Source organism: Mesorhizobium sp. M0408 (genome assembly GCF_040321495.1).
Lineage (GTDB): Bacteria > Pseudomonadota > Alphaproteobacteria > Rhizobiales > Rhizobiaceae > Mesorhizobium.
Window position 1 is genome coordinate 104,637 of record NZ_JAMYRO010000002.1, and the last position, 22,359, is coordinate 126,995.

Annotated in this window: 19 protein-coding genes and 1 pseudogene; 15 read left to right on the forward strand and 5 right to left on the reverse strand. The window is 60.3% G+C overall.

Translation table 11 applies throughout. The annotated features are described in order from the left end of the window. Window positions 1–56: 56 nt before the first annotated feature. Genes NKI67_RS02675 through NKI67_RS02685 form a run of 3 tightly spaced genes read left to right on the forward strand, consistent with a single transcriptional unit; the run spans window position 57 to window position 2,782 of the window. A complete protein-coding gene (locus tag NKI67_RS02675) occupies window positions 57–926 on the forward strand; it encodes an ABC transporter permease (RefSeq protein WP_031211130.1) in 870 nt (289 codons plus the stop codon). After that, window positions 926–1,714, forward strand: a complete 789-nt coding sequence (locus NKI67_RS02680) for an ABC transporter permease (protein WP_023674318.1) — start codon at window positions 926–928, stop codon at window positions 1,712–1,714. The genes NKI67_RS02675 and NKI67_RS02680 overlap by 1 nt, the downstream gene beginning before the upstream one ends. Further along, window positions 1,715–2,782 (forward strand): ABC transporter ATP-binding protein, encoded by a 1,068-nt coding sequence (locus NKI67_RS02685; RefSeq protein WP_352571235.1) that lies wholly within the window; start codon window positions 1,715–1,717, stop codon window positions 2,780–2,782. It begins immediately after the preceding gene. 1,148 nt (window positions 2,783–3,930) lie between these two features. Here NKI67_RS02685 and NKI67_RS02690 read toward each other — a convergent pair. Together NKI67_RS02690 and NKI67_RS02695 are read right to left on the reverse strand one after the other, a co-directional pair. Next, window positions 3,931–4,194 (reverse strand): hypothetical protein, encoded by a 264-nt coding sequence (locus tag NKI67_RS02690; RefSeq protein WP_023674314.1) that lies wholly within the window; start codon window positions 4,192–4,194, stop codon window positions 3,931–3,933. A 649-nt stretch (window positions 4,195–4,843) separates the two neighbouring features. Further along, window positions 4,844–5,878: a LacI family DNA-binding transcriptional regulator gene (locus tag NKI67_RS02695; protein WP_023674313.1), complete on the reverse strand. Its 1,035-nt coding sequence runs from the start codon at window positions 5,876–5,878 to the stop codon at window positions 4,844–4,846. Between the two features lie 195 nt (window positions 5,879–6,073). Between NKI67_RS02695 and NKI67_RS02700 the strand changes: the two genes are divergently transcribed. The 10 genes from NKI67_RS02700 (at window position 6,074) to NKI67_RS02745 (ending at window position 15,396) form a co-directional block, all read left to right on the forward strand. Further along, window positions 6,074–7,117: a sterol desaturase family protein gene (locus NKI67_RS02700; protein ID WP_023674312.1), complete on the forward strand. Its 1,044-nt coding sequence runs from the start codon at window positions 6,074–6,076 to the stop codon at window positions 7,115–7,117. A 102-nt stretch (window positions 7,118–7,219) separates the two neighbouring features. Then, window positions 7,220–8,185 (forward strand): sugar ABC transporter substrate-binding protein, encoded by a 966-nt coding sequence (locus NKI67_RS02705; RefSeq protein WP_031211128.1) that lies wholly within the window; start codon window positions 7,220–7,222, stop codon window positions 8,183–8,185. A 207-nt stretch (window positions 8,186–8,392) separates the two neighbouring features. Beyond that, on the forward strand, window positions 8,393–9,328 hold the full coding sequence (locus NKI67_RS02710; protein ID WP_023674310.1) for an ABC transporter permease: 936 nt from the start codon (window positions 8,393–8,395) through the stop codon (window positions 9,326–9,328). 9 nt (window positions 9,329–9,337) lie between these two features. Continuing rightward, the gene (locus NKI67_RS02715) at window positions 9,338–10,372 is read left to right on the forward strand and encodes an ABC transporter permease (protein ID WP_352644420.1); all 1,035 of its coding nucleotides are present in this window, start codon (window positions 9,338–9,340) and stop codon (window positions 10,370–10,372) included. A gap of 39 nt (window positions 10,373–10,411) precedes the next feature. Continuing rightward, on the forward strand, window positions 10,412–11,257 hold the full coding sequence (locus NKI67_RS02720) for an ATP-binding cassette domain-containing protein (protein ID WP_352457196.1): 846 nt from the start codon (window positions 10,412–10,414) through the stop codon (window positions 11,255–11,257). A 102-nt stretch (window positions 11,258–11,359) separates the two neighbouring features. Next, the gene (locus NKI67_RS02725) at window positions 11,360–12,364 is read left to right on the forward strand and encodes a Gfo/Idh/MocA family oxidoreductase (protein ID WP_031211122.1); all 1,005 of its coding nucleotides are present in this window, start codon (window positions 11,360–11,362) and stop codon (window positions 12,362–12,364) included. Then, on the forward strand, window positions 12,361–13,320 hold the full coding sequence (locus tag NKI67_RS02730) for a sugar phosphate isomerase/epimerase family protein (RefSeq protein WP_352644423.1): 960 nt from the start codon (window positions 12,361–12,363) through the stop codon (window positions 13,318–13,320). Before NKI67_RS02725 ends, NKI67_RS02730 begins: the two co-directional genes overlap by 4 nt. Window positions 13,321–13,331: 11 nt before the next feature. Further along, window positions 13,332–13,640: a MocE family 2Fe-2S type ferredoxin gene (locus NKI67_RS02735; RefSeq protein ID WP_023674304.1), complete on the forward strand. Its 309-nt coding sequence runs from the start codon at window positions 13,332–13,334 to the stop codon at window positions 13,638–13,640. A 6-nt stretch (window positions 13,641–13,646) separates the two neighbouring features. Next, on the forward strand, window positions 13,647–14,426 hold the full coding sequence (locus NKI67_RS02740; RefSeq protein WP_023674303.1) for a TIM barrel protein: 780 nt from the start codon (window positions 13,647–13,649) through the stop codon (window positions 14,424–14,426). Between the two features lie 145 nt (window positions 14,427–14,571). Further along, window positions 14,572–15,396 carry a 3-methyl-2-oxobutanoate hydroxymethyltransferase gene (locus NKI67_RS02745; RefSeq protein WP_352619987.1) on the forward strand — a complete coding sequence of 275 codons (825 nt, stop codon included), beginning with the start codon at window positions 14,572–14,574 and terminating at the stop codon, window positions 15,394–15,396. Between the two features lie 751 nt (window positions 15,397–16,147). Here the strand turns inward: NKI67_RS02745 and NKI67_RS02750 are convergent. The 3 genes and pseudogenes from NKI67_RS02750 to NKI67_RS02760 form a co-directional block, all read right to left on the reverse strand. Beyond that, window positions 16,148–16,348, reverse strand: a pseudogene (locus NKI67_RS02750) (transposase); the annotation flags it as partial. A 504-nt stretch (window positions 16,349–16,852) separates the two neighbouring features. Continuing rightward, window positions 16,853–17,914: a tyrosine-type recombinase/integrase gene (locus NKI67_RS02755; RefSeq protein WP_245274606.1), complete on the reverse strand. Its 1,062-nt coding sequence runs from the start codon at window positions 17,912–17,914 to the stop codon at window positions 16,853–16,855. Then, window positions 17,911–18,342, reverse strand: coding sequence for an excisionase (locus NKI67_RS02760; RefSeq protein ID WP_245274605.1), 432 nt, complete (start codon window positions 18,340–18,342; stop codon window positions 17,911–17,913). Before NKI67_RS02760 ends, NKI67_RS02755 begins: the two co-directional genes overlap by 4 nt. 494 nt (window positions 18,343–18,836) lie before the next feature. Here NKI67_RS02760 and NKI67_RS02765 point away from each other — a divergent pair, with 494 nt between their 5' ends. Both NKI67_RS02765 and NKI67_RS02770 read left to right on the forward strand, forming a co-directional pair. Then, window positions 18,837–19,778: an ArdC family protein gene (locus tag NKI67_RS02765; protein ID WP_023674298.1), complete on the forward strand. Its 942-nt coding sequence runs from the start codon at window positions 18,837–18,839 to the stop codon at window positions 19,776–19,778. A 237-nt stretch (window positions 19,779–20,015) separates the two neighbouring features. After that, window positions 20,016–22,130 carry a ParB/RepB/Spo0J family partition protein gene (locus NKI67_RS02770; RefSeq protein ID WP_352644426.1) on the forward strand — a complete coding sequence of 705 codons (2,115 nt, stop codon included), beginning with the start codon at window positions 20,016–20,018 and terminating at the stop codon, window positions 22,128–22,130. Window positions 22,131–22,359: the final 229 nt, after the last annotated feature.

Genomic DNA, 22,359 nt, shown 5'->3' on the forward strand with positions numbered 1-22,359 from the left:
GGATCAGCCGACCATCCATGTCGGCTGATGCTTCCCCATCCTGGGAGGTGGATGTCATGGCAGCACAGGTTGCGGCCGCGTCGCGCAGCGGATTGAGATCGGCCTTGCCACTGCTGGCGCCTGCCTATCTCTGGCTGACGGTTGCGATCTTCCTGCCGCTCTCAGCCATGGTCTTCTTCTCCTTCATGACCGACCTGCCGCTGTCGGGAAAGCCGTGGGCGTTCACGCTCGAAAACTATGCCGCCTTCTTTTCACAAAGCCTTTATCTGACATTGCTTTTGGCCTCGCTGCGCCTCGGCCTCGAGGTGACGCTGTGGTGCATCGTCATCGGTTATCCCGCCGCTTATGTGCTGGCCAAGGTGCTGAAAGGCCGCAGCCGAGAGGCGATTTTCCTTCTCGTCATCCTGCCGTTCTGGTCGAATGGGCTTGTGCGCATCTTCTCCTGGGCGATGGTGCTGCGTGAAGGAGGCATTCTCGACACCGCGCTCAACGCCGTGCTGCCGTTCAAGATCAACATCGACCTGATGTATTCTTATCCGGCGGTCATCATCGGGCTGGTGCACTCCTACGTGCCTTACATGGTGCTGACCTGCTACTTGACCCTGCAGGCCATCGATGACTCGCTGATAGAGGCCGGGCGCTCGCTCGGTGCCTCGCGGCTGCAGGTGCTGAATCGGGTCATCATTCCGCTGTCGTTGCCGGGGCTGGTGGCGGGCGCAGCGCTCATCTTCGTCCCGGTTGTTGGTTCGTTCATGGAACCGCGCATCCTCGGCGGCCGTACCGGCACCTTTTACGGCACTGTCATCGAGGACCAGTTCGTCGCAGTGTTCAACTGGCCGCTGGGTGCTGCGCTCTCCTTTATCCTGTTGGCCGTCGTGCTGGTCATCCTGGCGGTTGCCTCGCCGGTGCTGCGGAGGGCTACGTGATGGCGACGACACGTGTTCTCGAATGGCTCGGCCGCCTCTACATCTGGCTATTGCTCGCCTTCCTCTATGTGCCCATCGTCATCATGGCCCTGATGTCTTTCAACGTTTCGCCCTTCTACCAGCTGCCGTTCGAGTGGACGACGGAATGGTATGTCTCGCTGTGGCAGAACGCCCAGCTTATCTCAGCCACCTGGAACAGCGTCGAAATCGCAGTCATCAGCACCATCATCTGCGTCGTGCTTGGCTCGGCCGCGTCACTTGCGCTCTACCGCTATGAGTTTCGCGGCAAGAAATTCCTGCAGGCGCTGCTGTTTCCGCCAATCGCCATTCCGTGGCTGATAACCGGCACGGCGATGTTGATCTTCTTCTTCGGCGTCGGCATTGGGCGCGGCCTGTTCGCCATCCTGCTCGGGCACGTCGCGCTTGCGCTGCCCTACGTCATTGTCGTCGTGTCGGCCCGACTGCAGACCTTCGCGCCCGAGTTGGAAGAGGCGGCGCGCTCGCTCGGCGCCAATCAATGGCAGGTGACGAACCGCGTCACGCTGCCCTGGATCATGCCGGGCGTCATTGCCGGCGGGCTGTTCGCCTTCGCCGTGTCCTTCGACCAGTTCGTCGTATCCTACTTCCTGTCGACGCCCGGCCAGACGACGCTGCCGGTCGAAATCTACGCCGCGATCCGCAAGGGATTCACACCCGAGATCAATGCGGTCTCGACGATCATCATTGTCGTGTCGATGGCACTGATGCTGCTGACGGCGCGCTTCTTCAAATTCGGCGGAGAGAAATAAATGGCTGGCGTCCAAGTAGCGAACGTGTCGCGCGCTTTCGGTGCCCATAAGGCGCTGGACGATGTCTCCATCGATTTCGCCGATGGCGGCTTCTATGCCCTGCTCGGGCCGTCAGGCAGCGGCAAGACCACGCTGCTGCGACAAATCGCGGGCTTCGACTTTCCCGATTCCGGCCGCATCACCATAGGTGGTGAGAGCGTCGAGCGGGTGCCGGTCGAAAAACGGCGCATCGGCATGGTGTTCCAGAACTACGCCCTGTTTCCCAACATGAGTGTTGCCGGCAATGTCGCCTTCGGCCTGTCGGTACGCGGCGAGCCCAAGGCAGTGATTGCCAGCGAGGTACAGCGCGCACTCGACCTCGTGCAACTCGGCAGGCTCGGCGGCCGCCGGCCGCACCAGCTGTCCGGCGGCCAGCGCCAACGGGTTGCGCTCGCTCGCGCGATCGTCATCCGGCCGCGCGTGCTGTTGCTTGACGAGCCACTCGGCGCGCTGGACAAGGCGCTGCGCGTCGACATGCAGATCGAGCTCAAGCGCATCCAGCGCGAGATCGGCATCACCACCATCTTCGTCACCCACGACCAGGAAGAAGCGCTGACGATGAGCGACCGCATCGGCATTCTGCGCGATGGCAAGCTGGTGCAGGAAGGCTCGCCCGAGGAGATCTACGATCGGCCGAAGAGCGAGTTTGCCGCCACTTTCCTGGGCGACGCCAACATCCTTCGCGGCGACAGCACGGGCAACGGCATCCGACTGCCGGACGGCACAGCGATTGCCGCTGGCGCGGGTGCCAAGCTTGCCGCTGGTGCCAAGGCAAGCTGCGCCGTGCGGCCCGAACGCCTCCGCATCTTCATTGATGCCGAGGCTCCGGATGCGGCCAATGCGAATGTGCTGCGAGGGCAAGTGTCCAAACGCATCTTCGCCGGAAATAGCAGCACTTACTTTGTCGAGCGTGCCGGCCAGACACTCAAGGTGATTGTGCAGAACACCGGCGCTGGCAGGCTGGCGGAAGGTCAGGACGTCGTGCTGAGCTGGTCGCCAGAAAGCACGGTCTTGATCGCGGCGGGTTAGATTGACAATCACCGTCGATTTTGTCGTCGGCGTTGCCGCGGTGGCCTATCCGGGCAAGGGTGGCGGATTTACCAAGACGCTGCTTCGCGGCCGCACCTCTCGCGTCGTGGTGACGATGGGCATGCCTTCCTTCTTTACCGGCTCTGGTTCCTCGGCCACGGCATTGCCGGCATGGGGCGCAGCATCTTCGGCGCATTCATGCACGGCTCGACCTCAGCGCGGCAGATCGACGGCGAAGCCGATGGGCCTTCCGAGCCCTCTATGGCGTTATAGGTCTTGGCACCGTCGGCCCTTAGCGGAGCATGACGGAAAAGGCTGAAACGCCCCCCTTTTCGCCGCAGCTCAGCCGCTTTCCATCGAAGGGCTTTCAAGGTGGTAGGCGCGTGAGCCCGTTCCTAGTCCGAAATGATTACTTGCGCTGTAGCTAATGTAATTACAATCTTATCAAGCCGGAAGCCGCATCGACCGGCCAAGCGCGAGTACCGTCTCCGCCACTGTCTCAAGACAGCCGACGACATTTTTTGCGGTGCGCTCTAAGGGGGAAATTCAATGAGATTGACGATTATTTGTGCGGCAATTGTGATTGCCGGATCCACCGCCACCGTTGCGCACGAGAAGAAGATGGTGGTCAGAACAGAAGTCACGTCAGCCTGCCCCGACTTGTCAGGCACGGTCAAGAAAAAGAGGGGAACAGATTTGGATTGCCGTTCAACCGGAACTGTCTCCAGCGCGGTCCCGAAAGACAAATCGGAGCCGCGCCTAGGCTATGAAACGGTTAGTCCCGGATCATATCAATCTTTTAGCTCACAACCGGCTACGAAGGCGAGCGCCGGCATGATGCGCTGCCCCTCCCCGTGCGATTGTTCCTTCGATCGGCGACAGCAACGAACGAGCTGTGAAGCGGTACTGCCCCAAGCGGATGTTGTATCACCGTCTTGGTCTGTCGGATGACGAGATGAGGCCGGCGCCAGCTAGGAACCTGCGAACTGCGATGCGAACATCCTGCTGCTGTCCAACCAGAAGATGTCCGCCAGTGTCGTAGACGACCAGTTTGGGCCTTGAACGGCCCTCCACTCCGGTAACAACAGGCAACTGCAATATGGAACAGTCGCCTGGCCCTCTGCATAGCCCTTCAGATGCGTCTTTGATTATTGCTTGAGGAACGCGCCCGTGTAGGTCTGGCCGGCAAGCGTAACGGTTCCGGCCAGGGCCCCGTCGGGCCGCATGACAAAACTGACGTCCGCGCCATTCGGTAAGCGCTCAAGCTTCAACGTGCTCCCTACAATTCTTCCAGCGCCGGCGGCCTCTCCCGGATAGTTGTCGCCCAGATTTCCCCACGCATAGGTGACCGTCACCTTTCCATTGGAAGAAATCGTCTGAACGGCAAGTTTGGCGTCATAGATCCCGTCCAATTGTCCGGCCCATAGACCCGAAAAAGCAGCATACTTTGTTGGAACGCCCTTGCCAGGGGGAGTGACCGCCACGGATTGATCTAAGATCGCTGAGCCGGAAGGAACAGCGCCAGGATCCAAGGCAGGTTGTGAAGGAATACTATCAGGTTCTAACGCAGGTTCGAGAGTGGCGGGTTACGGCGTTTCAGGAGCCGATTGGCACGCGGCTAAAGCAAGCGCCGCGAAGCCAAGCATTGCGTTGCACATGCGGTGTGCCATCTTCTGGTGCCCCGGGCCATCTTTGAGTCTAGCGCGGGCCGACCTTATCACGCGTTTTCACAACCTGTGTCTAGGCAAGGTATGTCGTACGACGGCGGCTCGTCGAAAAGGAGCCTTTGGTGCCGTTCAGATCACAAAGTTGATGGCTGACGCTGACCGCTAGCTGACGATGCTTTGCCAACGTTGGCGATCTGACAGTTGCTGGGCCCATCATTCTTTACCGCGACCTCGGCGGCGAAGCATTGCGGTCGACCGCTTGACGGATCGATACGGTCGGGGTCGGGATGCGCATTTGCGCGTTCACTGCTGGAAGCGCGAATTGGCAGTCTGAAGCTTGCACCGGTTGAGCTATCCCGAGGGATCTCCTGATTCATCCGCCGAGATATTTGTCTCAAATATTCTCCGGCGTGACTATTTCGAAAGGTATGGACCGCTGAAGCGTAGCGAACGGTGCTTGTGGCCCCATGACATCAATCATTGTCTGCACAAGAAGTGCAGAGATCGCCTCCAGCGGATGACAAAGGGCTGCGGTGATCAACCCTTCAGATAATCCCTTTCGGGTCTCGGGGCCAATGTCACGGCAAACCAACTTGATCCCCGACCGCCTTTCGGAAGGAACCTCCCTCAGTGCGCGAAGTACACCGGTTATTCCGCCGCCGACGATCAGAATTCCCACAAGATCGTCAGTCGCCTTCAGCAACTCGGCCACCATTCGGTAAGCCTCGCTCGATTCCTCGTGGGTGGGGCGACTTTCCTCCACCGTGAGCCTTGGAGCGTGCTCGCGCAAGTAGGAGCGAAAGCTAGCGTCTGCGACGTCTTGGCATTGATACCGATGATTCCCTATGAAAACCGCAATGCGACCAGGACCATGGGTCGTTTGGGTAATCAGGAAGGCTGCAGTGCGCCCCAGTTTCCAGTTGTCGGTGCCCACATACGCCGCCCGTTCCGGCGCTGATTGGTCCGTAATGTAAGAAACGACTGGTTTCCCCATCTCCTTCAATGAACGGATGGCCTGACCAATGATCGGGTGATCTGCGGCGACCACCGCGACGGCATCGCATGCGTCGCCGAGTGCGATGAGGCGGCTCGAGATAGTCTCTGGCGTCAGCAGATCCACAAAGTCGACGACAGGTTCAATCACCTCGTCCCGACGATCGCGACAGGCGCCGACGATTTTCTTCCCGAACAGCTGGTAGAGGTCGCGGGTGGACTGCTGGAGCAGGAAACCTAATCGGTACTGGGGCGATAGCTGACGGGCCCGGTTATCAATCGCTCCGATAGCGTAAAACCCTATTTCTTCCGCCGCGCTTTGGACGCGTTGAACGGTTTTCGGGCGTACGGAAACGGTCCCACTCAGAATTCTGTTTACAGTCGCTGTAGATACGCCTGCGGCGGTAGCGAGATCGCGAATTGTCGGCCGTTTCATGAATGTTAACCCTCTTTTGTATCATCATGATTGAAGCTAAATGATACAAATGTCATTTTGATATTATTTTCGACTTCTACAAATATCAACCCTCCGATATAAAACGTGCCGAGCTAGGGCTCAATTTGATGATGAGCCCCGGGGCGACTGGACCCGCAAGCACACGACTGATCCGGGCAAGGAGGTGCTGTTACGATGGATGACCTTCAGTATGGAACACGCGACAAACGCGGCAATTGGGCACCGCACCGCCGTGCAGAGCCGGCGCCGTTGTGGCATTGTCCGTTCAATGCAAAAAAGGTGGTTGCCTGGATTCCCGATTTTTTTTGGCCATGGAACGCTTTCCACATCGCCACAGCGATCCTTTGGGTCAACCTGCTCATCCCGAGCTGGCAGAGCCTCGCAAGCTTGTCGCTACTCAACTATTTCTGGCTATACGGTCTGAACGCCGCCGGCATTTTCCTGTTTTATGGTTTCTTCGAGCTGCGCTACTACGTTCATCGCCGGCAGGGGACGCGCTTCAAATACAATGCGAAATTTCCGTCTGATGTGCCGTCCGACGTTTTCTGGTTCCAGCGCCAGAACCTAGACAATTTCCTGCGGTCTTTCTTTGTGACCATCCCGCTGTGGACCGTGGTCGAGATCATGATGCTGTGGGTCTATGCCAACAGCTGGGCGGCCTGGCTGCCCTGGACAACCAATTGGCTCTACTTGTCCTTCCTGGTGTTGATCGGACCGTTTGTGCACGAGGTTTATTTCTTTCTGCTGCATCGCGCGATCCATTGGCCACCCCTTTATAAATGGGTGCATTCGGTCCACCACAACTCGATCAACCCGAGCCCGTGGTCGTCTCTGTCCATGCATCCGGTCGAGGGTTTCCTGTACCATGCCGAGGCTTGGCTGCACTTATTGATCCCATCCAACCCGGTCTGTGCCTATTTCACGCTGCACGGCGCCGGTTTCGGCGCAGTCAACGGCCATCTTGGCTTCGAGACATTCGAACTCACCGACAAGATGAATCTCGATAGCCATTCCTACGTGCATTACCTGCACCATAAGTACTTCGAGGTGAACTACGGCGGTGATGGCCTCGTGCCCCTCGATAAGCTGTTCGGTACTTGGCACGACGGTAGCAAGGAAGCCGACGACGCGATGAAGACGCGCTTCCTCAAAAAGAAGGAAAGGCGGCGCGCCAAGCAGGAAGCCCGCGGCGCGGCCTCTGACATGCCGGCAGAGTGACGGAACGACACCGTCCCGCATGTGCCTGAGAGGAGCGGGCGGGCGGGACAGTAGAACTTAATTTCAACACCCGCGAGGCGGGTGAAACCTGGGAGGACGACTGTGACGTTATTCAAGACACTCGTGTCGGCAACGGTGCTGACAGCATTTAGCACTGGCGCGACGCTTGCCGCCAACATCTTCGTCATCGGCGGCAAGCCGGACGACCCGTTCTGGTCAATCGTCAAACGCGGCGCCGAAGACGCGGGCAAGGTGGTCGAAGCCCAGGGTGGCAAGGTCACCTGGCTCGGGCCCCAGAACTACGACAATCTGGGCGTGGACGCCGCCGAACTGATCCGCCAGGCAATCGACCAGAAGGCCGACGCCATTGTCGGTCCAGACTGGGTGCCGGAAGCGATGGACCCTGCGTTCAAGGCAGTCGTGGATGCTGGCATTCCCCTAGTGATTTACAATGCCGGCGGGTTGAAAGCGGCCGATCGCCTCGGCGCCATGAACTATGTTGGCTCTGACGACTACAAAGGCGGCGTCGCCGGCGGCGAGTATCTCGCCAAGGCCGGCAGCAAGAAAGGCGTCTGCATTAACACCCTCCCGGGTGCGGCCAATATCGAGGCTTACTGTGGTGGCTTCAAAGAAGGGATGAAGAATGGCGGCGGCGAAGCCGACGTCCTGCCCTTGCCCGCCACGTCCTTCGGCTCGGCTACAGCTGTGGCCCAGGCGGTAAAGGCCTATCTGCTGCAACATCAGGACGTGAACGCCGTGTTCACCATCGGCAACGTTGACGCCAACTCCGCCATGAACGGCATCACGCAGTCCGGGAAAGACGGCAAGGTTCAGCTCTGCGGCATAAACTTCGACGAGACCATCCTGAATAACGTGAAGGAGGGAAAACAGGCCTGCGCCATCGACCAGCAGGGATACCTGCAGGGCTACCTCGCCGTCGCGATTCTGAATGGCAAGGTGAACTACGGCCTGACCGTGCCGACCCGCGAAATTCTCACCGGCCCCGGCATAATCGACAAGAGCACTGTCGAGGCCACCATTGCGGGCGTGAAGGCTGGGACGCGCTAAGTCCTCAACCAAGGCCGCTCGCGAAGAAGCGAGCGGCCCTTCCATCCCTGTAATGTGGCGACCGCGTTCGGCCGCCCGCTTGCTAGCGGATCCATTATGACGGCGCATCCAGTGATATCTCCCGCAGCCCCAACGTCAGAGCCCGCTCGTCATGCACTGGCGCTCGGCCGTCTGGCGCGCCGGCCCGAGGCGGGCTCGTTCCTCGGCATGGCCGCAGTCTTCCTCTTCTTCGGACTTTTCGGTGGCAGTGGCTTTCTGTCAGCAGCCGGTACGGCCAGCTGGCTCAACGTCGCGGCTGAGATCGGCATTATCGCCCTTCCGATAGGATTGCTGATGATTGCCGGCGAACTGGACATATCGGTTGGCGCTATCATTCCCGCCGCCTCTCTGACCGCCGCCATCATCTCCGGCCACTATGGCCTACCAGATTGGCTCGGCATCTTGGCTGCGCTCGGGATGGGCCTCGCCGTCGGATTCATCAATGGCTTGTTTGTGACGCGAACCATCATCCCGTCCCTCATCATTACCATAGGGACCATGTTCGGCACGATGGGCCTCACGCTTGGCCTCACCGTCATGATCGCCGGCAGCACCGGTGTATCGTTGGTGCCGGACGCTCTCACCAAGGCGATCCTTGGCCAGTATCTCGGCGGCATGTTCCAAGTCACAATTCTCTGGTGGCTGGCCTTCATCGTCAGCGCATTCTGGATGCTGCACGTCTCGCCGGTTGGCAACTGGATCTATGCACTCGGCGGTGACAAGGTAAGCGCGCGCAACGTCGGTATTCCTACCAACCGGCTTACAATCGGCCTGTTCATGTTCAGCGGCTTTAGCGCCGCTTTCGTCGGGGTCAGCCAGGTGATGGTCTACCAAAGCGCGCAGGTTCTGGCAGGCGGGTCCTTCATCTTCAATTCCATTATGTGCGTGGTTATAGGGGGCGTGCTGCTTACCGGCGGCTTCGGCTCAATCGTCGGCATCGTGTTCGGCACGATCACCTTCTCAGTCGTCAACCAGGGAATCTACTTCACCGGTATCGATCCTAACATGGGAAGCATCATCATCGGCGCACTTTTGCTGATCGCGGTGCTCACCAACGACACCTTCCGGCAGCTGGCTCTCAGCTATTCGGCGAAGAAGGCGTGAGGGACAGCCATGACTGATGCAATCAAGGCTTTTCTGCGCCGCCCCGATGCGGGCTCGATCCTCAGCCTGGTCGGTGTCGTACTGTTCTTCGTCATTTTTGGCGGTGTCGACCTTCGGACCCTCGTCGGTGCGGCCAGCTGGGTCAACTTCGCCGCCAATCTCGGCATTGTCGCCATTCCTCTCGGCCTCCTGATGATCTCGGGTGAACTCGATATCTCCATCGGTGCGTTGATCCCAGCGGGCTCAATGACCACCGCCATCCTCACCGGCTATTACGGCATGCCCATGATGGTCGGCATCGTGGGCGCGCTCGCGGTTGGCGTGATGGTCGGCCTCGTCAACGGCCTGCTGACCGTCCGCACTTCCGTGCCCTCGCTTATCATTACGCTCGGCACGCTGGTCGCCATGCAGGGCGTGGTGCTCAGCGCCTCGGTGTTATTGACCGGCAATGCCAGCGTGGCGGTCACCGCGCCAGGCTGGGCCAAATTTCTGTTCGGCCAACTGATCGGCGGCAGCCACCAGGTCATCATAGTCTGGTGGATAATTATCGCTGTGATCGTCGGCTTCGTCGTGCATCAGACTCGATACGGCAACTGGCTATTCGCCATGGGCGGCGACCGCATAAGCGCCCGCAATGCAGGCATTCCGACGGGCCGCATGACCATCGCGCTGTTCGTGCTGTCCGCCGTCAGCGCCACATTCGTCGGTATGTGCCAAGCCATCCAGTTCAATTCGGCCCAAGTCTCCGGCGGAATGAGCTTCATCTTCAATGCGATCGTGTCTGTGGTGGTGGGCGGCGTGCTTCTCACCGGCGGCTTCGGCTCGGTGATCGGCATCTTCGTCGGTACAGTCACGTTCGCCATTGTGAGTCAGGGAATCTATTTTACCCAGATTGACCGCAACTGGTCGAACTTGATCATCGGTGTGATGCTCCTGGTGGCTGTGCTGATGAACCAGTCCTTCCGCGAGTTAGCCCTGTCGTACAGACCCCGGAGGGCGCGAAGCCCGCCGGAGGTGCCGCCAAGCACTGAGAGAAGTTTATGAAATTGAAGGCCAATCCCGCGAAAAAGGGCTGAACGCGTCATGAGCGACAAACCTGCCATTCTCGAACTGAAGAACATCAACAAGTCCTTCGGCGCGATCGACGTGCTGCACGACATTTCATTGGAAGTGCGCCAAGGTGAGGTGTTGTGCCTGTTGGGCGATAACGGTGCCGGCAAATCCACCCTGATCAAGACGCTAGCGGGCGTCTTCATGCCCACCAGCGGCCAAATCTTGATGGACGGCCAGCCGATTAGCTTCAACGGGCCAAGTGATGCGCAAGAGCGCGGCATTGCCACGGTGCACCAATTCGGGGGCACTTTCCCGCTAATGAGCATAGGCCGGTCTTTCTTCGTGGGATTGGAGCCAACGAAGGGCTGGGGCCCGTTCAAGTTCTACGACCGTAAGCGCGCCAACGAAATCGCGGTCAAAGCGGTGCAAGATTTCGGCATCACGCGCATCGACGATGGCGACCGGCTGGTCGGCGGCCTGTCGGGCGGCGAACGTCAGTCCCTGGCTATTGCACGCGCCGTTCATTTCGGGGCCCGCGTCCTCATCCTCGATGAGCCAACCGCGGCGCTCGGCGTCAAGCAGGCGGCACACGTGCTTCGCATCGTCAACGAAGCCAAGCGCCGCGGACTCGCGGTCATCTTCATTACCCACCAGGTGATGCACGCGATGGCTGTGGGCGACCATTTCGCCGTGCTCATCCGCGGTGCCATCGCCGCGGATTTCCGCAAGCACGAAAAGACACGAGAGGAGATCACCGACCTGATGGCCGGCGGCGAGACCATGGCCGACCTCGAAGCCGAGATCGAAAATTATATGGATGAGCACGAAGGCCATCCGCCGCCTCTGGAAGTAGTTGAGGAGCGAACGAGTCGATAGGCTTCCCTCAGCAAGCGCGGCATCCGCCGCCTCCACATCAACCGACGCCTTAGGATTGCCAGGGTCGGCGGCCGTTAACTCAGAAAAAAGGCAGAAGAATACATGACAACCCGCATTGCCGTGATTGGCGCCGGCCTAATGGGCGCAGACCATGCTAAAATAGTCGCCGAGGACCTCCCCGGCGCCACGCTCCAGCTGGTGTGCGACAGGGACGAGGCGCGTGCCCGAGCGGTCGCCAATGCCCTTGGCGCCTCCGACATCTCCACCAACCCCGAAGGCGTCATCGCACGGCACGACGTGGATGCGGTGATCATCGCGAGCCCCGATTTCACGCATGCGCCGTTGTCGCAGGCTTGTATCGCGGCCGGCAAACGCGTGCTGTGCGAAAAGCCTCTTTCTCCATCGTCCGCCCAATGTGTCGCAGTGATGGAGGCTGAACAGAAGGCGGGTGCGAAGTTCGTCCAGATCGGCTTCATGCGCCGCTACGACCGCTCCTACCAGGAAATGAAACGTGCTCTATCAGGTGGCCGGCTTGGACGGCCGCTGATGATGCACAATTTCCACCGCAACGTTGAAACGCCAGCGGCCGATTTCACCGGCGCCATGGCCATCACCAATTCCGCCCCGCACGAATTCGACGTGGTGCGCTACGTACTCGACACTGAATACGCTTCAATCTCGGCCTTCCAGCCGAAGCGCTCCGATGCACTTGTCGCGCCAGTCTTCATGGTGCTCCAGACAGTTGACGGCCAACTCGTCAACATCGAGATCAACAACAATGCCGCATATGGCTACGACGTGCGCGCCGAGCTTATTGGCGAGCAGGGTGCTGTGGCGATGAACAATGTCTCCTACACCCGCTTAGATTCGGCGCTCGCCCAGAGCACGGGCTACGATGCAGACTGGCGGACCCGCTACGCCGACGCCTACCGCAGGCAGAATCGCGACTTCCTTCGTTTCGTAACTACCGGCGAGTTCCCCGGCACCGCCGCCGATTGCTGGGACGGCTACTGCGCTGCCACCGTTGCCGAGGCGGGCGTGAAGGCGCTGAACGAAGGGCGCAACGTGTCCGTGCAAATGATCGAAAAGCCGGAGTTTTATGCATGAAATTGGGTTTCGTTTCCGACAGTCTAGGCGACCTTCCCTTCGAGACGATGCTGGACCATGCCAAGCGCATGGGCGTCGATGGCGTCGAGGTGAACACCTGCGGCTGGTCCACCGCACCGCATTTCCCGCTCTCGTCCCTACTGGGCGATAAGCAAGGCCAGAAGCGCTTCATCAATGCGTTTGAGGAGCGCGGGTTGGAAATCATCAGCCTCAATGCAAACGGCAATCCGCTGCATCCAACCGACCCAGCCCAGGGTCAGGGGTTGAAAGATACGATTCGCGTGGCCGGGGAAATGGGCATCCGGACCGTGTGCACCATGAGTGGCCTTCCTGGCGGCAAAGCTGCCGACGCCATGCCTAACTGGGTCGTCTCGTCGTGGCCCCCGGAAACGCAGACCATCCTGAAATATCAATGGGAAGAGAAGATAATCCCGTTCTGGACCGACATCGTGGCGCTGGCTCAGGAGAATGGCGTGGAGCGCATTGCGCTGGAACTCCACGGCAACCAGTGCGTCTACAACGTGCCCTCGCTCTTGAAATTGCGGCAGGCGGTCGGCCCGGTCGTAGGCGCCAACCTAGATCCCTCGCACCTCTTTTGGATGGGCGCTGATCCCCTGGCGGCGGCTCAGTCGTTGGGCGAGGCGGTCTACCACGTTCATGCCAAGGATACGATGCTGAACGGCCCGGTGCAGGCGACGACCTCTCTATTGGAAAACGGCAGCCTGATGAATATTCCGGCGCGATCCTGGAGCTACATCACGCTGGGCTTCGGCCACGGCGAGGAGTGGTGGCGGCAATTCTGCTATCGCCTGAAGATGGCTGGCTACGATGGTTGGCTCTCGATCGAGCATGAGGATGTCCTTTTGAACTCGCTCGACGGGCTCGAAAAGTCCGTTGCGCTACTCCAAGGCGTCATGCCGTCCGCCCCTGCCGACTTCAAACCGCAAGCCATCTGAAGGAAGACACCATGCCCTGGATCAACGCCTGTGCCGCCAACGAAATAGAAGCCGAAGAAGCCAAACGCTTCGATCATGGCGGCCGCACCTTCGCGATTTTCCGCAACGACGCGAATGAATACTACTGCACAGACGGGCTTTGCACGCACGAGAAGATTCACCTCGCTGACGGCCTCGTCATGGCCAATACGGTGGAATGCCCCAAGCACGCTTCCGTTTTCGACTTCACGACCGGCGAAGTAGAGACGCCACCGGCCTGCGAGAACCTCAAGACTTACAAGACGAAGGTCGAGAATGGCCGCGTCATGATCGAGGCTTGAGCCATCATGGGCCAACCCTTCCAGCTGGCCGCCTGCGCCGAGATGCTTTGGCTTGATCGCCCAATTGCTTGGCGCGTCGCGCGCTTGCATGAGATGGGTTTCGGCATCGGATTGTGGAATTGGCCGGACCATGACCTCGAGGAGCTCGAGAAGACGGGCGCGACTTTCACAATCATGAACGGCTATCTCGACGGAAGGCTCGCCGATGATGAGGGGGCCGACATTCTCTTAAAATCGGCGCTCGAGACCGCGAAGGTCGGAAAGCGCCTCGGAGTTGCTCGGTTGAACCTGCATGGCACCGGTCTCGGCGAGGGCGGCATTCCTATTGTAAAAACTGACGTCGAGACTGGCCCGATGTGGCTCAAGGCGCGGGACACGTTAAACCGCATCTGTGACATGGCCGAGGCCGAAGATGTAACCTTCACGCTCGAGAATCTGAACCGGCTTGACCACCCCGGCTGCCCATTCGGCTCGACGGCAGCAGTGCTGGCATTGGTGTCGTCGATCAACAGACCGCAATTGCGTATCAATCTCGACCTCTATCACACTCAAATCGGCGAGGGCGATATTGTGCGCTGGTGCGAGAAGTGCCTGCCGTTCATCGGCGAGGTGCAGGTGGCTGACAACCCGGGTCGTCGCGAGCCGGGAACGGGCGAGATGAACTGGCGGTACATCGCGAGAGCTCTATTCGACATGGGATACCGCGGGCCGGTGGGTTTGGAGGCGTTTGCCCAAAACGATCCGGAAGCGGCGTTGGACGCTTTTCGGCGGGCTTTTACGGTGTGAGCTATGCCGGGAACGGTCATCATAGGTGCGATGCGGGTTTGGGCGTTATGATCAAGCGCGGCAAGCTATCCGACTATGCTTTCCGATCCGAACACCGCTCGCAGACTCATTTTCAAGGTCGCCTGAACTGCAGCGGAGGCTGATTATGGGCATGTATCACAACCGTCCTCATGTCGAGGACATCCGAAAGATGAAGAAGAATGGACAGAAAATCTCCATGCTCTTCGTCAGCACGCCCGACGAGGCAGCTGCCGCTGCCGCAGCAGGCATTCATATGCTTTCCATCGAGGGTCGATTTTTCGATTCGGAAATGCGGCAGGCAGCGGGCGACTGTTTCGTACAGGTCGGCCTGCCATATGGCAGCTGGGGCAGCTTTGCTGGCCGCCCGCTGGCGACAGCAGAGGATTATCTGCGTGCAGCCTTCCACTTCGCTGGCATTGGTGGTGACGCCTTTTATTGTGCGGCGTCTTACGACATCCAGAAGGCACTTTGCGACAACTACATCCCTGTCGTTGGCCATATCGGCTTAATCCCGTCATACATCACCTGGACGGGCTGGCGCGCAGTCGGCAAGACCGCGGACGAAGCGATGCGCCTCTGGCGACACACCCAGAAACTTGCGGAGATCGGCGTCTTCGGAGCGGAACTGGAAGTCGTGCCCGATCGGGTCGCGAAATTCTTGGCTGAAAACTCATCGCTTGTCATGCTTGGCATGGGCGCTGGCAAGTATGCGGATGCGCAGTACCTCTTCACGGAAGATGTGTGTGGTTACGGCAAGAACCACACGCCGCGACACGGAAAGGTTTACCGACACCTTGGCCCTGAACTGCAGAAGATCCAGGACGAGCGCCTTGTCGCCTTCAGGGAATACAAGGCAGACGTCGATTCCGGTAGGTATCCCGGTGACGAGCATACTGTTCCGATTGGGGATGCCGAGTTCGACATGTTCATGCAAGCAGCCAAACAGTGAGAACCATGCGTGTGGGGCTATCTGATTCCTCACGAGCGGGCGGTAGACAAGTCGTATCTCGCGACAGTCCGGTGCCAACGCTCGCCGAACTCAAAATGCTGATTGCGAAAAAGGAGCTCGTACTTCCCACGAAGTTGGAAACTGTCGCCCGGGTGATGTTTGCGCAGCCGGACTACGTGGCTTTCGAGAATGCCGCCGCGATCGCGCGCCGATGCGGAGTGTCCCCGACAACCTTATCCCGCCTCGCACCGCGCCTCGGCTTTAGGTCCTTCAAGGAAATGCAGAATTGCTTCCGAAATTGTATCCTAAATCGAAAGAACCAAGCAAAACAAGCTGACACGCTTTCCAGCCCGTCATTGAGAGACGGCCAGACCGCGTCCGGTTAGCTTAGATCATCGAGAGCTGTGAATAGCAGGAGATGGAGCAACCTCGACCTGCAGCGTAGTCCTCGGCAATGTCCGCTTTTCGGCGATGGCGAAGTCCGCAGCAATGACTGACTTGGTGAAGCGTTTCTGGTGGCCTCAGGCGTACGAAAGTCTCTCATGCAGGAACCCGCGGGCCGCGGACGATTGCCTATGGGGATTTGTGCCTCGGGGGTGCCAGCGCTTGTCGCGAACCCCGCATTGGGCATGTCGTGGAAGCGGCTTCCGGGCCAGGTCGCAGAGCCTGTAGCGTTGCTTCCGACGGGAATGGTGTGCGTGACGACCGGCGCCACGGCAACGTGCACATAGCATCCTGTTGACCGGCGCTTCAGATGACGCAGGAAGGCCTGATGGTCGGCCAGGTGCGCCGCCGATCCGAAGAAGGCGAGCCGACCGGCGTCGTGCAGCGCGACCAGCCGGGTCAGGAACAGACGGCGGAACAGGTTGGCCAGTACTCTGACTGGAAGAACGAAGGCCGGCCGCGACGATATCCAGCGTGATCCGTCCGGCGCGATGCCGCCGCCCGGCATCCTGCTGCCTATGGGGTCCCAAGCCCGCATCAGCATGTCTTGCTGCATGCGCTGCGAAGCGGCGTGATCGGAGCATCGGTCGACAAGGTAGCCGTGGCAAGTTCCTCTCGTTGAAGGGAACTCCATGATCAAATCGCAGGCTTTACCTGCTCAAGGCCTATGAATACGCGTCACCTCAGAACCAGGCGACCCTCCCGCGAAGCGGGTTCGTGCATACGGCGCAAAGCGGTCATTTTAGGGTATGTTCCGAAGTGATATCACACCATCGATCGCCACCAAGGTAACGTTCAGGTCGATAGCCAGCGTTCGTTACAGAAAAGCCTTGGGTCTAAAGCTCGATCTGACACGGCGCGTTCACAAGCGGTTCTGTTGTTCGCTCAACCGCTCGCCCCGTGGTCGCTCAGACAGGAGGGACCTGAGCGCGCTCAGGATTTGAACCTGCGACCCCATCGTCCCGAACGATGTGCGCTACCAGGCAAAGCCGCAGGTTCCCGGGTTCCTTCGTCACGCTCGCTCCGCAATGATTGCATTTCCTTTCGGGCTTTGTGTGGGGAACCTGTGGTGCGATCGGGCCAAGTTCACGTTTTCATCGCCACCTATCCTGAGCGAGGTTTTCGTTGCCTTGGCGGCGACGTGCTTCTTGGCGATCTTCTCGGCGGCGTCTGCCTGGAAGTCGGGATGATGGTGACCATAAGTATCGATCAGAACATCCACGGTGATGCCGAGAAAGCCCGCGGCCTGCCACATGTCGGCGCCGGCCCGCATCAGCCAGGTCGCAGCGGTGTGGCGAAGCGTGTGCGAAGTGACGTCGGGACCGAGGCCGGCAGCGTCGCGAGCTCTCCTAAAGCTCTTCTTGACCGACCCCACCGGCTTTCCATTCCACTCCACCACAAAGTCTTGCGATATCTTGCGACCAATATTTGCGCTCTTGCCGCGCGCCTTGGTCCTGATATCGAGATCTGTGCACGCCCAGCGGCGGAGATGCGCCAACAGCCTGTCCGGCAAGCGCACAGGCGGCTGGCGTTTTTTGGTCTTCTTTGCGCTATCGGCGCGGCGGTAAAAGATGCCGCGGTCGAGGTCCACATAACCACGCCCTTTGGTGGGACGGATGGCGGCACCGCAAACTGCGGCAGAGCGCGTTCCTGTATAAAGCGCGACAAGCATGAAGCGGGCGAGGTGTCGCCCGGTACGCCGGTCGCTCTCCTGGCCCTTCCATTTCTGCTTCATACGCCACGCGGCCCAGATAAGGGCGGCCGCCTCACTGCGCGTCAACCAGCGCTCGCGCGCACCGGCCTTGTCAGGCAGGACAATCGTCGGTGCGGCAGTCGTGTGGCCTTCCCTGCGGTAGTAGTTGATGGCCGCACGAAGATCCTCGAGTTGGCGGCGCGCAACGGCTTCGGTGGGACAGAACGCGACGTAGTCGCGGCAAAGCTTGCCGTTGATAGCGGCGAGCGTCTTTTCACCGAAGAAATCGAGGATGTTGTCCAGCCGAGCCGCCGTCTCTTCCGGCGCGGCATGCTTCGGTGCAACCTCTCTCAGGTAGACGCTGACGACATCGGCTATCAAGACATCTTCGGCACCGCGCGCTCGATGGTACTTGCCGGCGATGTAGACCGCGAGCGCCTTTTCAGCTTCAGGTCCTGGATGGCCTTTTTCGCCGCTGCCAGCGCTGATGAACGTTGTTCGATCGCGGATAAACCATCCAGCTTTGTTTCGGAGTGTTCCGTCCTTTTTCCAGCTTTCGCCGCGCCAGACGAGGCGTGGCCCTTTCGACGCCCGCGGCATAGTTCCCTCATTCTGGTGATCGCCAGCAAGGTGACGTACTCCTTTCCTGCGATTAGCTCGGTTTCAAGTCGGCCGGCGTCACGTTCCTTGCGTAGGCCTGCTGCGCACATCGAGCCATCGGGAAAGGCAATTCGTGCTGCAATCGCGACGCGCAGGGGCGCGGTCTCGTCGAATTGTTCGGGGATTTTCAAAACGGAGCCCTCAGCCAATCTCTATGGTCCGATAGTTTCGCTCGGAAACAGACGGATCGCGGGTCGCATTGAGCACACTTTTCTGTCTCGCCATTCCGGATGCCCTGCCGCACGATCTTTTCTCTGAATATACGGCTGCGAAAAGCGCCGACTGGAGCGCCTGCGGCAAAGATGCTCCTTTGACCTGCTAATCGGAACGGTTGCGCTGACGCGCACTCCACGAGCCTTTCGGCTGGCTCCCCACTTCCGTGGCCGGTGAAACCGCTCCCGACTGGGCTTCGGCTGCGCGGCTTACTCACTGGCCGGCTCCCTTGGGCCGGAACTCCCGCGCGCCGCTTTAGTGGGTTCGGCTGATCGCCTCACGCTGCGGTTTCGAACGGTGTCTTTCACCTCGGAGTTGGTCAGCAACCGCAATCTTCGTTCGAGTCCATAGAGTTAGAGGGCCGCGCTTGGCGCACTGACGGGTTGAAGACTGGGAGAGAGGCTCCCGGCGCCCGGCGCGGAGACTCGCAATGACCAAGCATCAGCACCAGGCTGCCCCGACCCGGGCCAGCGTATATGACGATATCACCAACAAGATCATCGGCGAGCTGGAGGCCGGTCGGCTGCCCTGGGTTCAGCCATGGGGAATGGCGGCTGCGAAGGCGCCGCTCGCCATGCCGAAGAACGCCGCCACCGACCGGCGATACTCTGGAATCAATATCCTGATCCTCTGGGGTTCGGTGATCGAGCAGGGTTTTTCAGGACAGAGCTGGCTGACCTTCCGCCAGGCGCTCGCGCTTGGCGGCAGCGTCCGCAAGGGTGAGCATGGAACGACGGTCGTCTACGCCGATCGGTTCGTGCCCGACGACGAGAAAAAACGCGCCCGCGAAACCGGCGAGCAAGCCCGTTCGATCCCATTCCTCAAACGCTTCACGGTGTTCAACGCCGCGCAGTGCGACGGGCTGCCCGACGGTGTTGCAATGGCCACGCCCCCGCCCCTACTCGGCCTGATCGAGCCCAAGGTCGAGAGGCTGATCAAGCAGACGGGGATCGATTTCCGGGTTGGTGGCAGCCGCGCCTTCTACGCTCCGGCCCACGATTATGTGCGGGTCCCGCCACCCCAAGCCTACTTCGAGCCGATCAATTGGCACCGGACCGCCCTGCATGAACTCGGGCACGCCACCGGTCATGCCTCACGCCTCAACCGGGATTTGTCTGGTTCCTTCGGCACCAAGAAGTATGCCTTCGAAGAGCTGGTTGCCGAGATAAGTGCGGCTTTCTGCGGCGCCTCGCTGGGCATCACGCCGACCGTGCGTCACGCCGACTATATCGGCTCGTGGCTGGAGGTGCTGCGCGAGGATAACCGTGCGATCGTTCGCGCCGCCTCTCTGGCAAGCAGGGCTGCGGATTATCTCTTGGGGTTCTTGCCCGACAAAGTCGCCGCTGACGACGATCGGCGGGAGGCAGCGTAATGGCCGCCCGCTTCCAGTTCGGCGTCTTCCTGCGGATGCGTTCATGACCGAAGTCTGCCTGGATGCCGGACCCCGCTGCGGCGAAGTCGTTGCAGAGCGCCAGGACCGACCGGCTGCTCCGCGACAAGTGTCGCGTGGCTGCAGAGCACATCAGAGGGCGAGGAGTGACGGAATTCTCATGACGGGTTTGGAGGTCGAGAGAGAGGCTCTCGGCCGCCCGTCGCGGAGTACATCCCGATGGCTACTGCCGTTCAGAAGATCACCCTGTCGTCCTCGCGCGACATTCCGTTCAACAAGCTAGTGCTCTCCCAGTCCAATGTCCGGCGCGTCAAGGTCGGCATCTCGATCGAGGATCTTGCGGCCTCGATTGCCCGCCGCGGCTTGATCCAGAGCCTCAGCGTCTTGCCCGTCGTCGACAGCGACGGTAACGAGACTGGCATGTTTGAGGTACCTGCCGGAGGCCGGCGCTTCCGCGCGCTTGAGCTGCTGGTGAAGCAAAAGCGCCTCGCCAAGACCGCCCTCGTGCCCTGTGTCGTGCGCGCCCGTCACAGCGCGATCGTGGCCGAGGAGGTGTCGCTCGCCGAGAACATTGAGCGAGCGCCGCTGCACCCGCTCGATCAGTTTCGCGCCTTCCAGGACATGCGCCAAAAAGGCATGAGCGAGGAGGAGATTGCCGCAGCCTTTTTCGTGCCGGTCAACGTTGTTAAGCAACGGCTTAGGCTGGCTTCTGTCTCCCCAGTGCTGCTCGATGTGTATGCCGATGACGGGATGACGCTGGAGCAACTCATGGCTTTCACGGTCTCTGAAGACCGCGCTCGCCAGGAGCAGATCTGGGAGGCAATCAGGGATGCCTGGTCGAAAGAGCCCTATCAAATCCGGCGCATGCTAACCGAAACGACGGTGCACGCCTCCGACAAGCGCGCCGTCTTCGTGGGGACCGACGCCTATGAGGCCGCGGGTGGTATCGTCATGCACGACCTGTTCCAGTCCGATGACGGGGGCTGGCTGCAGGATGCAGCGCTGCTGGACCGCCTAGTGATAGAGAAGCTCAAGGCGGCTGCCCAGGAAGTTGCAGCCGAGGGCTGGAAGTGGGTCGAGGTCGCTGTCAGCTTCCCCTACGACGCAACGCGTGGGCTGTATCAGCTGCAGAGTGACCCGCTCGATCTCTCTGCCGAGGAGCAGGCTTCCATCGATGCCCTCAACGCCGAGCATGCCAAGCTTGAAACCGAATATGAGGGTGCTGACGAGCTGCCCGAAGACGTCGATCAGCGACTCGGTGAAATCGAGACCGCGCTCGCCAATTTCGACAAGCGCCCAAAGCAGTTCGATCCGGCCGACATCGCCATCGCCGGCGCGTTCGTCAGCATCGACACTGACGGCTCGCTCTCGGTCGACCGCGGCTTTCTCCGGCCTGAGGACGTGCCGCCGATGTCATTTGACGGCGCGAATGAATCGAAAAGGGACGGCGGGTCCGGGGCTGCCGACTCGTCGGTGCACCGTGCCGTTGTCACCATTGGCGGCCAGGCAGTCGAGTGCGAGGAAGACGAGGACGATGCGGTCAAGCCCCTGCCGGACCGACTGATGACAGAGTTGACCGCACACCGGACACTGGCGTTGCGCGATGCGGTTGCCGGCAACCCTCACGTCGCCATGACAGCGCTCTTGCACAAGCTGGTCACTGACACGTTCCAGCACCGCACCACGAACGGGTGCCTGGAGGCCTCGATCCGTCACGTCTTCTTCCCTCTGCAGGCAGGTGACCTAAAGGACAGCCCCTCGGCGAAATCGGTGGCCGAACGCCATGAGGCCTGGAAATCGGACCTGCCGACCGAGGACGATGCACTTTGGGACTGGATCGCCTCACTTGATGAGACCAGCCGCGCGGCGTTGCTCGCCCATTGCGTCAGCTACGGCGTGAACGCGCTCCACGAGAAAGGCGACCGCTATGGCGGCGCTGTCTCGGCACACGGCGTTCGGCAGCGGATCGCGCAAGCTGATCGACTGGCACGCGCGGTCGGTCTCGATATGGTTGACGCCGGCTGGACACCGACAGTCGAAAACTATCTCGGCTGCATCACCAAGTCTCGCATTCTCGAGGCGGTGCGAGAGGCGAAGGGCGAACAGGCCGCGCAGCTGATCGAGCACCTGAAAAAGGGAGATATGGCGAAGGAAGCCGAGCGCTTGCTGACCGATAGTGGCTGGCTGCCCGAGCCACTGCGCCTGGTCGACCTCGACGGCAGTGCTGGCGCTGATAGCGGCGCCGGCGCCGACGGCTATGGGGAAGAGCTGCCCGAATTCCTCTCAGACGACGATGCGCAGATTGAAGACAGCGAACCGCACATGGCCGCTTAATCGAGCGCCGCGCGCGGCGCGGCTGCGGCCGCCCCGCGCCCTTTCCTACCCCTGCCGGACGCTCACTTTCTCACACACGGGCAAAGCCAATTGGCCGCTTCTGCCGCGTCCTTCTCGCTCGGCGGCTGCTGCCCCGCCGTCCCACTGCGTGCCAAGATATCGCCCCCGGGCTGCCAACCGCGTTGCCGCTGTCGTCGTTGGACTGACGGCGGGTAGCGGCGCAGCGCCT

What these genes read in the sequence shown, in the direction of transcription:
- NKI67_RS02675 (WP_031211130.1), top strand. Translation starts at nt 57, where the DNA reads ATGGCAGCACAGGTTGCGGCCGCGTCGCGCAGCGGATTGAGATCGGCC.
- NKI67_RS02700 (WP_023674312.1), top strand. Translation starts at nt 6,074, where the DNA reads ATGGATGACCTTCAGTATGGAACACGCGACAAACGCGGCAATTGGGCA.
- NKI67_RS02735 (WP_023674304.1), top strand. Translation starts at nt 13,332, where the DNA reads ATGCCCTGGATCAACGCCTGTGCCGCCAACGAAATAGAAGCCGAAGAA.
- NKI67_RS02730 (WP_352644423.1), top strand. Translation starts at nt 12,361, where the DNA reads ATGAAATTGGGTTTCGTTTCCGACAGTCTAGGCGACCTTCCCTTCGAG.
- NKI67_RS02740 (WP_023674303.1), top strand. Translation starts at nt 13,647, where the DNA reads ATGGGCCAACCCTTCCAGCTGGCCGCCTGCGCCGAGATGCTTTGGCTT.
- NKI67_RS02765 (WP_023674298.1), top strand. Translation starts at nt 18,837, where the DNA reads ATGACCAAGCATCAGCACCAGGCTGCCCCGACCCGGGCCAGCGTATAT.
- NKI67_RS02680 (WP_023674318.1), top strand. Translation starts at nt 926, where the DNA reads ATGGCGACGACACGTGTTCTCGAATGGCTCGGCCGCCTCTACATCTGG.
- NKI67_RS02685 (WP_352571235.1), top strand. Translation starts at nt 1,715, where the DNA reads ATGGCTGGCGTCCAAGTAGCGAACGTGTCGCGCGCTTTCGGTGCCCAT.
- NKI67_RS02710 (WP_023674310.1), top strand. Translation starts at nt 8,393, where the DNA reads ATGGCCGCAGTCTTCCTCTTCTTCGGACTTTTCGGTGGCAGTGGCTTT.
- NKI67_RS02745 (WP_352619987.1), top strand. Translation starts at nt 14,572, where the DNA reads ATGGGCATGTATCACAACCGTCCTCATGTCGAGGACATCCGAAAGATG.
- NKI67_RS02725 (WP_031211122.1), top strand. Translation starts at nt 11,360, where the DNA reads ATGACAACCCGCATTGCCGTGATTGGCGCCGGCCTAATGGGCGCAGAC.
- NKI67_RS02695 (WP_023674313.1), bottom strand. Translation starts at nt 5,878, where the DNA reads ATGAAACGGCCGACAATTCGCGATCTCGCTACCGCCGCAGGCGTATCT.
- NKI67_RS02770 (WP_352644426.1), top strand. Translation starts at nt 20,016, where the DNA reads ATGGCTACTGCCGTTCAGAAGATCACCCTGTCGTCCTCGCGCGACATT.
- NKI67_RS02715 (WP_352644420.1), top strand. Translation starts at nt 9,338, where the DNA reads ATGACTGATGCAATCAAGGCTTTTCTGCGCCGCCCCGATGCGGGCTCG.
- NKI67_RS02720 (WP_352457196.1), top strand. Translation starts at nt 10,412, where the DNA reads ATGAGCGACAAACCTGCCATTCTCGAACTGAAGAACATCAACAAGTCC.